Origin of the sequence: Marinoscillum sp. (assembly GCF_040222955.1) — a bacterium.
Taxonomy (GTDB): domain Bacteria; phylum Bacteroidota; class Bacteroidia; order Cytophagales; family Cyclobacteriaceae; genus Marinoscillum.
On sequence record NZ_JAVKCA010000009.1, the window covers coordinates 48,128 to 60,889 of the forward strand.

At 48.7% G+C, this 12,762-nt stretch carries 8 protein-coding genes; 4 read left to right on the top strand and 4 right to left on the bottom strand.

Annotated elements, in window-relative coordinates; genetic code table 11:
• Nucleotides 1-137: 137 nt before the first annotated feature.
• The gene (gene hemN, locus RIH33_RS08045; protein ID WP_406650308.1) at nt 138-1,484 is read left to right on the top strand and encodes an oxygen-independent coproporphyrinogen III oxidase; all 1,347 of its coding nucleotides are present in this window, start codon (nt 138-140) and stop codon (nt 1,482-1,484) included.
• 4 nt (nt 1,485-1,488) lie between these two features.
• Here the strand turns inward: hemN and RIH33_RS08050 are convergent, their stop codons facing one another.
• Nucleotides 1,489-3,009, bottom strand: a complete 1,521-nt coding sequence (locus tag RIH33_RS08050; protein ID WP_406650310.1) for a GNAT family N-acetyltransferase — start codon at nt 3,007-3,009, stop codon at nt 1,489-1,491.
• A gap of 360 nt (nt 3,010-3,369) precedes the next feature.
• Between RIH33_RS08050 and RIH33_RS08055 the strand changes: the two genes are divergently transcribed.
• From RIH33_RS08055 to RIH33_RS08065, 3 genes are all read left to right on the top strand, one after another.
• Nucleotides 3,370-5,202, top strand: a complete 1,833-nt coding sequence (locus RIH33_RS08055) for a helix-turn-helix domain-containing protein (RefSeq protein WP_406650311.1) — start codon at nt 3,370-3,372, stop codon at nt 5,200-5,202.
• Between the two features lie 370 nt (nt 5,203-5,572).
• On the top strand, nt 5,573-9,025 hold the full coding sequence (locus tag RIH33_RS08060) for a starch-binding protein (RefSeq protein WP_406650313.1): 3,453 nt from the start codon (nt 5,573-5,575) through the stop codon (nt 9,023-9,025).
• Nucleotides 9,026-9,102: 77 nt separating this feature from the next.
• Nucleotides 9,103-9,483: an SRPBCC domain-containing protein gene (locus tag RIH33_RS08065; protein WP_406650315.1), complete on the top strand. Its 381-nt coding sequence runs from the start codon at nt 9,103-9,105 to the stop codon at nt 9,481-9,483.
• Nucleotides 9,484-9,534: 51 nt separating this feature from the next.
• Here the strand turns inward: RIH33_RS08065 and galE are convergent, their stop codons facing one another.
• Genes galE through galK form a run of 3 tightly spaced genes read right to left on the bottom strand, consistent with a single transcriptional unit; the run spans nt 9,535 to nt 12,735 of the window.
• Complete coding sequence (galE, locus tag RIH33_RS08070; protein WP_406650316.1) at nt 9,535-10,536, bottom strand: UDP-glucose 4-epimerase GalE; 1,002 nt, start codon at nt 10,534-10,536, stop codon at nt 9,535-9,537.
• Nucleotides 10,529-11,563, bottom strand: coding sequence for a UDP-glucose--hexose-1-phosphate uridylyltransferase (locus RIH33_RS08075; RefSeq protein ID WP_406650318.1), 1,035 nt, complete (start codon nt 11,561-11,563; stop codon nt 10,529-10,531). Before RIH33_RS08075 ends, galE begins: the two co-directional genes overlap by 8 nt.
• A 5-nt stretch (nt 11,564-11,568) precedes the next feature.
• Nucleotides 11,569-12,735 (bottom strand): galactokinase, encoded by a 1,167-nt coding sequence (gene galK, locus RIH33_RS08080; protein WP_406650319.1) that lies wholly within the window; start codon nt 12,733-12,735, stop codon nt 11,569-11,571.
• Nucleotides 12,736-12,762 lie beyond the last annotated feature (27 nt).

Here is a 12,762-nt window from a genome sequence, read left to right on the forward strand (position 1 = left end):
ATCGTACTCAGTCTCATAAATGACAAAAATCAGCCCGCTTAATTCTGCCATAATGCTGAAAGATGGAATAATCAAAGTCAGTAGGGGTGGTGATGATTGTCAGGAATAAGCCCGCTTGCAGGAAGTCTCTTTGTTACATGGAAGATTTCATTTCAAAGTACAACGTTCCCGGCCCACGATACACCAGTTACCCGACCGTGCCCTATTGGCATACTGAAGACCACACCACCAGCCGCTGGAAGCAGGCGGTCAGTGATGGGTTTTGGAGAAACGGCAAAGAAATCAGCCTCTATATCCACCTCCCTTTTTGCGAGAGCCTGTGCACTTACTGTGGATGCACGACCCGAATCACCAAAAATCACAAAGTAGAAAGCAAATACATTAGTTATTTGCTGAAAGAATGGGAACTCTACCTGGCCACTTTCGAAGGCCAACCCACCATCAGGGAAATTCACCTGGGAGGCGGTACACCCACATTTTTCTCCGCAGAAAACCTCAAAACGCTCATCGATGGCCTCACCCGTGACGCCCTACTTTCGGATGATTTCATATTTGGATTTGAAGGACACCCAAATAACACTACAGAAGAACATCTGAAGACGCTGGCCGTGCTGGGCTTTACAAGAATCAGCCTTGGCATTCAGGATTTTGCCCCGGAAGTGCAGCAAATCATCAACCGAAAACAATCTTTCGCTCAGGTGAAAAAGGTCACGGAGCTTGCCCGGACTCATGGGTTTACCAGTGTGAACTATGACCTGATCTATGGCCTGCCGAAGCAAACCATTTCCGGAATCTCTGAAACCATCGCCCAAACCATTGCTTTGAAGCCCGACCGAATTGCTTTCTATGGCTATGCCCATGTGCCTTGGGTGAAAGCCGCTCAAAAGTCCTATGAGCAGTACCTTCCAAGCCCCGGGCAGAGACAGAAAATGTATGCCACAGGCAAGAAGGCACTGATGGCTCACGGTTACCATGACATTGGCATGGATCACTTTGCGCTACCTACGGACAGCCTCTATGAAGCATTTGCCTCTGGCAATCTTCATCGCAACTTTATGGGCTATACGACCCAGGACACCAACTTGCTCATTGGCCTGGGCATAAGTTCTATAAGTGACAGCTGGACGGCATTTAGCCAAAATGAAAAACTATTGAGCAGGTATTACGAACGCCTCGACCAAAATGAACTACCCATTTCCAAAGGCCACCAGCTGACCAAAGAAGATTTGATCATCCGACGACACATTCTGAACCTGATGTGCAATTTTGAAACCACATGGGAGGTCTCCGAACTTTTAGAGATTGGTTTTGGGTTCAACACCAACCTCCTGGCCACCCTGGTGACCGATGGGTTTATCCAATGGACGGACAACGGGATCAAAATCAATGACGCTGGCAAACCCTTTATCCGAAACATCTGCATGGCGCTGGATGCACGGCTCTGGCGTACCAGACAGCAAGCCTCCTTCAGTCAAACCATATGATGCCTCAATCCTTCAGCACCAGGTCGTAATAGTCAGTGCGTCGATCCTTCAGGTTTCGTGCACTGCCCGACTCGTGTAGCTCCTTGAGTAAGTCCAGGTCCACATCCACCACCAGGATCATCTCGGTATTGGGTGTGGCCTCTGCTTTCACACCATTCACGGGAAAGGCAAAATCACATGGGGTAAACACCACTGACTGGGCAAACTGAATGTCCATGTTGTGCACTTTGGGAAGATTGCCCACCGAACCGGCCATGGCCACATAGCATTCATTTTCTATGGCCCGTGCCTGGGCGCAGTTTCTCACCCTCGAGTAGCCATTTTGAGTATCGGTGAGGAAGGGAATAAAAAGTAACTTCATCCCTTGTGCTGCCATCATGCGTGGAATCTCCGGAAACTCCACATCGTAACTGATGCAGACTCCCACTTTGCCGCAGTCCGTATCAAATACCTGAATCCCCTTACCCCCTGACATGCCCCAAAATTTCACTTCATCAGGCGTTACCTGTATTTTTTCAAACTGACTCCAGTCACCATTTCTCCTGCAGAGATAGCCCACATTGTAGAGGTTACCATCACGCATCAAAGGCATACTCCCAGTGATGATGTTGATGTTATAACTAATGGCCAGCTGGACAAAGCGGTCCCGGATGCTTTCGGTATGCGCTGCCAGCTCCCGTATGGCGGCAGGCTCACTGAGGTTGTTCCACTGCCCCATGAGTGGTGCATTGAAAAACTCCGGGAACAGGGCAAAATCGCTTTTGTACCCGGATACCGCATCGATGAAAAACTCTATCTGCTGAAACAGCTCATCCATGGTATTGTACGCGCGCATCTGCCACTGTACCAGCCCCAGGCGCACCACCGGTTTGTACTCAGGCTTGTTGGCGCCTTTTCGCTTGTAATAGATATTGTCCCATTGCAATAGCGTGGCAAATTCCATAGACTCCTCATCACCCGGCATATAGTCGGTGAGGAGCTTCTTTACGTGAAAATCGTTGGAAAGCTGAAAGGACAATGTGGGATCATGAATCTCCTTAAACTTAACCTTGTCGATGTAATCCTTTGGCTTCAGGGTATCCACGTACTTGTGGTAATTCGGAATGCGGCCGCCGAAAATAATGGCTCGCAGATTCAATTTTTCACAGAGTTCCTTTCGGGCATCGTAGAGGCGCCTGCCCAACCTATATCCCCGGTAGTCAGGTCGGATAAACACTTCAATGCCATAGAGAATATCCCCTGCAGGATTGTGCGTATCAAAGTAGTGGCCAGTGATTTCCTTATAGGTATGCTCGTCACCAAACTTGCTGTAATCCACGATAATCGCCAGTGCACAGCCCACCACTTTGCCATCTGCCACGATCCCAAACTGACCTTCTGGAAAAATATCCAGAAGCTTGCTGATGTATTCTTCAGCCCAGAAAATACCAGGCCAGCTACTGTACGCTTCAATCATCGCATCTTTGAGTTCCTGATAGTCTTCGATGCGAATATTTCTGACCTCTACTTGTTTAATTTTCTTCATAGCTGATAGGTTTCAAGGTTAAGACGGGTGTTTGATGATCGGTCACACTTTTCTGATCAGGTGTAAAATATCCTGTTTCTATGACGCTTTGTGCAAACCCCCAAAACTTTATTATCACCCGTTGATCTAACATTTGTTCGAGCGCTTTGGAATTTCTTCTCCCCTTCCCTCAAGTCGACTTTCCTATGATTTTAGTTATATTCATTCAAAGAAATTTGGCATTTGTGTCAAAAAATTTACTTAAAGTAATTGACAATCAGCCTGGGGTGTTTTTTCAATCGTTTGAAATTGACACTTCAGTATCAACCCTAACCCCAAATGCGCCCAACCCAACGACACCAGGTTTCCATAGTCTCACTAGTGTTTTTATTCCTAGCGCACTGCGCAGGTGCTCAAACGGATAAAAAATATGAACTCCAGGTCATCTCACAGCCTGCCAATACTCCTGCTAACGCAGAATTATACGCTGCAGGCAACTTCAACAACTGGACAGCCGGAGACGCCATGTATCTGTTGCAACCCAATTCAGAAGGCATTTATACCCTACAAATCACAAGTCCTCTGGACACGCTGATATACAAATATACCCGAGGCACATGGCCGTCTGTAGAGGGAGATGACTTTGGGCAGATTAAAAAAAACAGGCAGCTCATTCACGCTGGAAACGCCCTCACCACTGTGGAGGATGAAATAAAAACATGGGAGGATCTGGAAAGTAGCGACACTTACACTTTTGTGATCGAATCCCTCCCGGAAAATACACCCATAGATGCCACCATCTACCTCACGGGCAATTTCAACAACTGGGAGCCTGGAAATCCGGCGTACAAATTCTCAAAACTCGAGGACAACACCTACTCCTATACCCTGCGTGGAGGTCCTGATCACCTGGAGTATAAATTTACCCGCGGTACCTGGGAGACGGTAGAAGGTGGAAGCGACGGCCGGGCCATTGGCAACAGGCAATACCGCAGAACTGAGGGTGGACCTGTGGCACTCTATGCCACCATCAAAACCTGGGAAGACTTTTCAGGATCAAAGGTGAATTACTACGATTTCATCCTGATCATTACTTCGGTAATCGCCTTTCTGCTGTTGGTGGCCTTCAACTGGATGGCCAATGCCAATGTACAAGCCAACAGGTTCCTTTCACTGGCCCTGGCCCTCTTCATTATCGCTTCTACTGCCCGGATACTAATGAACTACAGACAGATGTTTCACTGGGAGCCCAGACTCGTTTTGCTGCCCGACATGGTCTACTTTACCATTGCGCCTCTCATGTACTTCTACTTCCAGTCACTTCTGGCAGTAAGGCCCAGAATTTCCCTTAGCAAGTGGATCAGCTTCATTCCTGCCGGCATTCTGATACTCACTTACATTCCGCTTTTCATCCTGGATCGGGAAACTTTCATTGATAAAATGGTCAACCGGGAATTTCACTGGCTGTTTGCCCTTACAGCGGGCATTGGTCTGATTTACAACTTTATCTACTGGCTCAGAAGCCTGCGCATTCTTCAGATCTATACAGAAAAAATGGACAACACCCAGTCATTCGATCAAAGTCATTACTACCTCAACAGCCTACTCACCCTCTATAGTATTTGTCTGTTCACCTGGCTGGCCACCTACCTCATCGGTGGTGCAGGCCTTTTCGGGGAGATGGACACCATCAGGATTACCGACACCACATCAGACCTCACCTGGATTCTTTTTGCGGGTACTCCTTTTCTGGTGGCCTATTTTGCGCTCAGCCAGCCGGAGCTTTTCAGAATATCCGAAACCGCAGAAAAGTACCGTTTTTCCAGCCTAAGCGATGAGTCTGTAAAAAACCTGAAAGAACAACTCCACCTGCTCATGCTCAATGAGAAACCCTTTTTGAACCCCAAACTCACCCTTCTGGAGTTGGCTGAAATGATAGAAACCAATACCCATGCCCTCTCACGGGTGATCAACGAAGGTTTTGACCGCAATTTTTATGATTTTGTCAATTATTACCGGGTGGAGGAGTTTAAACGACTGGTGAATCAGGCCGACTATAAGAATCTCACGTTTCTGGCCATTGCTTATGAGGTGGGATTCAGCTCCAAAACCACCTTCAACCGCGCGTTTAAAAAGCTGGAAGGACATACTCCCCGTGAGTATCACAAGCAAATGGTCAATGAAGGAACCACCGAAGAAATGAAATGGGTTTAATGTGTCTTCAATAAAACACATGATAAATTCATAATATCTTAATTTCATTAACCAAAATCATTTCCCTATTCACAATCTCATAATTGACAATGAGGTGCCACCAAACACTTTTGAGATGGTGGCACTTTTCGAATTAGTCAAATATTTCTTTGAATGACAGACCCGTTCCACTCCAATGTCAACCAGCTGTGCGTAAGCAGTTTAGCCAGGAATGGCTGGTACTAAAACATGAAATGATACCTTCTCAAATGGGCTGATTGCGCCCAAGTGATAACCTGTGCCGATTGGGAAGTGTGGCATGTTTAAGCTTGTGTTGTACCATGAGGACTCTCATGGACTCAAAAGTTATTCTCAACCAAACCAACAACCTATGTACACTTTGCGAAAAGCAACCCTTGCTTTGATCATCCTGATGAGCTGCCTGTCCGCTCATCTCTCATTTGGACAGGTGGATTTCCGGGAGGAAACGATCTATTTCCTCCTCACTTCCAGATTTTTTGATGGAGATCCGTCCAACAATGCGCCCAATGAATGGAGCTCTTATGATCCCGACCCCAATGTGCGTCCTTCCATTACCGATCCTCAGGACGTTACCTGGCGCGGTGACTTCAAAGGGCTGATCCAAAAACTGGACTATATTCAGGACCTGGGCTTCACAGCCATTTGGATCACACCCATTGTTCAAAACAGGAGCCCATTGGACTACCATGGTTACCATGCCTGGGATTTCACAAAAGTAGATCCAAGACTGGAATCTCCCGGAGCCACCTTTCAGGACCTGATCAATGAAGTGCATGCCCGGGGCATGAAGATCGTCCTGGACATTGTGACCAATCATCCAGGCCGGTTTGGAATCAAAGGCCAGGCCGAAATCAAATACAATACCGACCCCAACCAACCCTGGGGACAAGATTCCAATGGCAATACACTCCAGCCCAATCCTAACTGGGAGTACGATGGCATCACCCCCAATCCGGACGATGGCAAGATCTGGAGCCGGGCCAACATCCCTACCATGCCCGCACCCTACAACCAAAACCTGGCAAACTATAACTGGCCCAGCACTCAGGCCTACGTAGACACCTCTGATCCCAACTGGTATCATCACTCCGGCAATGGGTTTGCACAAGGATGGGATGATAAGGAAAACCTCTACAACCGTGCACTGGCTGGAGACACCCCCGACCTGAATACAGGAAGCTCTGTGGTTCAGAACTACCTCATCGCAGCTTATACCACCTTCATCAACATGGGGGTAGACGCCTTCCGCTGGGACACCATGAAACATATGAGCAAAGAGGATGTTCTGGTATTCAAGGATGCCTTTCATGCAGTCAACCCCGACTTATTCATCTTCGGAGAGGTGGCTCAGAAAAGACATGAGCTCCACAACGTAGAGGAAATCAACCCCCACTGGTACACCTGGAGAGGAGCCGTAGGCGCTTCGCAAAATTCTGATATCGCCGTATTAGACTTCTATGCCGAAGCTACCTTCCATGGTGTATTTGAATCGGGAGAAAGTTTTGCCAATGTGCAGGCGGCTGCCCGATATGATCACTTGTACAGTGACCCATCTACCTTGCTCACCTGGCTGGATAACCATGACTTTGGTCCTAACAACGACTGGAACAGAAGGTATGGGGGTAGTGCAGAAAACCTGGCAGCCTGCATGAACTTTATGTTTACCTGGCGGGGAATCCCGGTCGTGTATTACGGTACGGAAATCCAGTTTAAAAAAGGAGAATACGCAGACATCCATGATGCCTCAGGCATAGAAAAGTCCATCGACGAAACGGGCCGTGCTTACTATGGAGCTGAATTTGCCAATGCACCGAATCATATTATTTACCAGCACATCAAAAAGCTGAATGCCATGCGCCGCGCGATCCCTGCCTTGCAAAAGGGAGCCTGGAGATGGGATGGGAATACAGGTGGCAATGGCGTGGGTTATGTAAGAACCCATGGCAGCAGTGAAGTAGCTGTAGGTCTGGCGAAAGATGGCTCAGCATCTTTCAACTTCTCGGGCCTGACAAATGGCATCTACAGAGATGCGGTCACCGGCAATGAACAGACGGTATCCAACGGGTCATTGAGCTTCACCGTACAGTCAGGCTCAGCCGGAATCTATGTGCTAAACGGCCCTGGAATGATCGGTGGAAATGGTGTGGGCTTCTTTCAGGCCGGCTCAGGAAGCAGTCAGCCGGTGGTCAGCGCCAACCCTTCCGGGGGCGTATATGCCAACCCCGTGCAGGTCACCCTTTCTGCAAGTTCGCAGAATGCACCCAACACGATCTACTACACCTTAGATGGCTCCACTCCTACCACTTCCAGCGCTGTGTACAGTGGTGCACTCACCATTGGAACCACCACCACGCTCAAGGCGATGGCTGTGGACAATCAGAGTGCCCAATCAAATGTGATTTCACAAACTTATACCATTGGAGCAGTGGAGGGGATCACGGTCTACTTTCAAAAGCCTTCCGGATGGTCTACTGCCAACATCCACTATTGGAACCTCTCTCCCTCAGCTGCCGGCAGCACCTGGCCGGGTCCCCCAATGACCTCAGAGGGTAACGGGTGGTACCGATACGATTTCGCGAATGCCAGCAGTGCCAATATTGTATTCAATGACAATGGAGGAGCACAGACGGCAGATCTCACCCGCTCCGCAGATGGCTGGTATGACATCAATGGTGTATGGCACAATACAGATCCCCGAGTCACTACGAACCAACCACCGGTGGTCTCTATTTCTCCACAAGGTGGCACTTTCACGGATGGCGACAATGTGAGTATGACCCTCACCGCCACTGATGATACGGATCCCAACCCGACCATCTACTATACCCTGGATGGCAGCACCCCTACCACAGCCTCCAGTGTATATAGCGCTGCCCTTATCGTCACTGATGACCTCACCGTTAAGGCACTTGCCGTGGACAGCCAAAGTGCCAGCTCCACAATAGAGAGTGCAGCTTTTACTTTTGAGCCACCCGCTTCCGGGCTCAAAGTGCATTTCAAGCCCACCGGCTACACCAGCCCTGAGGTCTATTTCTGGGGAGCGACTCCCTCCGGTCAGACAACCACCTGGCCTGGGGAAACCATGACCGCAGAAGCTGATGGCTGGTACAGCTATACCATCGTCAATGCTGCCTGTTCCAATTTGATTTTCAGCAACAATGGCGCCAGCCAAACCGCAGACCTTTACAGATGTGGGGAGGGTTGGTACATGGATGGCACCTGGTATGATAACCTGCCGGGCTCCTCCTCAGGGTTGACCATTCATTACCTGAAACCATCCGGCTGGGGTACCGCCAAAATGCATTATTGGAATGTGACGCCTTCATCTGTGGCCGGCACCAACTGGCCAGGTGCGCAGATGACCAACGATGGCAATGGCTGGTGGTCATACACCATTGCAGAGGCTACCTGTGCCAATATGGTCTTCAATGACAATGGAGGAGCACAAACCGGAGACTTGTCCAGGTGTGGAGAAGGCTGGTACAACAATGGCTGGTCCAGCTCCGCCAGAAAGTCCGAAGGTGACCTGCAAGTGCAGAATTCCGGATTTTCGCTGAGCCAAAACTATCCTAATCCGTTCACTGATTTCACCACCATAGAAATGACGCTGGATAAAGCTCAAAACGTACGGCTATCGATATATGCCATGGATGGAAAAGAAGTGATGACCATCGCAGATGATGAGCTCACCAGCGGTAAACATCGGTTCATCCTGACCTCCGGACAATTTGAGCCGGGAATATATTTCTACAAACTTGTCAGCAAGGAAGCCACTTTGATCAAGCGAATGCTCGTGAAATAAAGAAGAAGTAACTGGTTAAGTGAAAAGAGGGTGCCAATCGGCATCCTTTTTTTATTTACCCCCTACCTTTGTCATCGATGGCGGATTTCAAAAAATATTTCATTGTAGCCGGACAACCGGAAGAAGTGTATGCTGCGCTCACTTTCAAACCAACCATAGAACTATGGACAGGCTCACCTGCAGTTTTCAAACCGGAAGTGGATACAGAGTTTTCGCTATGGGATGGTAGTATTCTGGGTAAGAATCTGGAGTTTGAAGAGGGGAAAATGATCAGACAGCAGTGGTACTTTGGGGAGCAGGACACGCCTTCCATTGTGACACTGAAATTTCATGCGCACAAAAAGGGTACCTCCATAGAGGTCAATCATACCAACATACCTGATCAGGACTATGATGACATTGTAGACGGCTGGCATGAAGTGTACATGAAAGATCTCATAGAGTTTTATACCGAGTGACTTCAACTTATTTGGATCGCTAGTTTGCACGCTCTCTGATTTCCCAATCCCTCAAAATTTCCCTTTCCTCGCTCCAATCTTCCAGTTCCAGGCAGTTTGTATGATCTCTTTGATCTCTTTGTATTTTGGATCCCAGCCCAGCTTGTCCAGCGCCAATGTAGCATTGGCCACCAGCTCGGTAGCATCCCCCGCCCTTCTGTCTGCCATTTCATAAGGCACCGGCATCCCTGTCACCGCTTCTGCGGCCTTGATTACTTCCATCACTGAGTAGCCAAACCCGGTTCCCAGGTTACAGGCCACAGATTCCTGGCCTTTGTTCAGGTATTCCAGCGCCTTGATGTGGGCATCGCCCAGGTCATCCACATGGATGTAATCCCGCACACAGGTACCATCTGGTGTGGGATAGTCAGTACCAAATACTTTGATGGCAGGACGATCTCCGGTGATGGCATCCAAAATCAATGGGATCAAATGCGTTTCCGGATTGTGATCCTCTCCAATGAGACCATCTTCAGAGGCACCACTTGCATTGAAGTAGCGCAAAAACACATATTTCAACCCGTAAGCCCCTTCATAATCTTTAATGATTTGCTCCAGCAAAAACTTACTCTTACCGTAAGGACTCACCGGGTTTTGTGGGTGAGCTTCATCCAACGGCACGTACTCCGGATTGCCATAAGTGGCACAGGTGGAGGAAAAAATAAACTTCAGACACTGATGATCCACCATGGTTTTGAGCAGGGTCAGCGGCCTGGCCACATTGTTCACATAGTATTTATGCGGATCAGATACAGACTCCCCCACATAGGCATAAGCCGCAAAATGCAGTACCGCCTCAAACTGGTGCTTTTTAAACAAGCCAATAAGCAATTCTTCATCCCCAATATCTCCACGGACCAACTCCACGGATTCGTCCAAGATGGCCTCCTGATGACCATAAACCAGGTTGTCCAACACCACAATTTTATAGTCTTGTCCGGCCAATAACCGCACGGTATGTGAACCAATGTAACCGGCTCCACCGGTGACTAATATCGCTTTTGTGTTATCCATTTTTGTAGTGCTTTTCAGAAAGTAATCTTAATGTTTCAGCTGCCTGCTCAGCGGTGATATCACGCTGAGGGTTGGCAAACATTTCATAACCCACCATAAATTTCTTCACCGTGGCAGACCTCAACAGTGGTGGGTAAAAGGAATAATGAAAGTGCCATCCTTCATGTGGTTTGTCGTCCGTAGGCCGCTGCTGCATGCCTGCGGAGTAGGGAAACGAACACTTGAAGAGGTTATCGTAGCGGATGGTGATTTTTGAAAGGATCTCCGCAAAAGCCACCTCCTCTTCAGTGGTCATATCAGTCACCGCCTGAAAATGTCTCGTCGGAATGATCATGGTCTCGTATGGCCACACTGCCCAAAATGGAATGAGACAGACAAAATGCTCATTCCTGCAAATAATCCGTGAGCCATCCTCCAGCTCCTGGTGCAGGTAATCTCCCAGCAAACTTCGCTGATACTTCGTGAAATAGGCTCTCTGTGTTTCGGTTTTCTTAGCGATCTCATTAGGCACAGAACTCTGCGCCCAGATCTGCCCATGTGGGTGCGGATTGCTACAGCCCATGATGGATCCCTTATTCTCAAAAATCTGAACATTCTTGATATAAGAAACCCGTTCAAGTGCTTCAAACTCACGCTTCCAGACTTTCACCACCTCCGTTAATCCGGCAATGGTCATCTCAGGCATAGTGAGCGAGTGATCCGGTGAGAAACAAATCACCTTGCAAAGACCCGTTTCCTCCCGGGTGCGCAGCAGGCCTTTAGTACTTTCCGTATTGCCATCGCCCTCCAGCAGCGCCGCAAAGTCGTTCTGAAAGACGAAAGTGCTTTCATACATCGGATTGTGTTGGCCACCCATGCGCTCATTGCCAGCACACAGGTAGCAGGACGGGTCATGAGCCGGCCTTCGGGTCTCCTCCACCTCCTCGGTCTTGCCCTGCCAGGGTCGCTTGGTCCGGTGTGGCGATACCAATACCCATTCATCAGTGAGTGGATTGTATCTTTTATGCGGCTTGTCAAATGTCTTCATATCCATCATCCTTTGATTAGGGAAACCCCGTCAGAGATATTTACCTGAATAGGGGTGATCTCTTTAGTAAACTGATTTTCATAGGCCTCATTGAGCGCCGTAATGAAAGCGGCTTCCCGACCCTTCTTGATCAGGTTCAGGGTGCATCCACCAAAACCACCCCCCATCATTCGTGCTCCCAGCACATCAGCATGTGCATTGGCAAAATCCGCCATAAAGTCTATCTCCGGACAGGTGATCTCATACTCATCCCTCATCGCCTGCTGAGCACTTTTGAGGATTCTCCCAGCTTTTTCCAAATCAGATTGAGTCAAAGCGGCCGTGAACTCATGCACCCGCAGGTTCTCCTCAATCACATATTTGCAGCGGCGATATACTACCTCCTCTAATTGCTCACTGACCTGCTCCAACTGCTCCATACGCACATCCCGCAATGAACTCACATTCGAAAATTTCTTCTGAAGGATTGACACCCCGGCTTCACACTGTTGCCTGCGCACGTTATACTCGGAGCTGGCCAGACTGTGTGTCACGTTGGAGTTGCACAGGAGTAAAGAGTAGTCATTCAACTCAATGGGAAAATGTCGGTATTCCAGACTCTGACAATCCAGTAGCAAAGCCTGATCCCTGGCACCCATCATACTGGCAAACTGATCCATGATGCCGCACTTCACTCCGGCATAATTATGCTCGGCCATCTGAGACATCTTCACCATTTCCACTTTGGGTATATCCAACCCGAACAGCTCATTAAGTCCGGCACAGGTACCACACTCCAACGCTGCGGATGACGACATCCCCGAGCCACGTGGTACATTTCCACTGAAAACCAGATTGAACCCGGCTACTTCCCTGCCCGACTGCCGTATTTCGGCCACCACACCCAGAATGTAGTTTTGCCATGAGTCTGCTGCCAGAGGCTCGATCTCCGCCAAATCAAAATCATACCGCGCATCAAAGTCCAGAGAAATCAGGCTACACCTGGCAGCATCCTCTGACTTGCCAATGGCAAAAAAGATGGCATGGTCCACAGCGGCTGGCAGTACAAAACCATTGTTATAATCAGTATGCTCGCCGATGAGGTTGATACGACCGGGAGCACGAACCAGCAATGGTTTTGCCCCAAATTGCTCGGAAAAATGACTGCTTACTCTTTGAGATATGTCGTTCATAGAAGAGGTTTGAATCAGTGTTTCAGA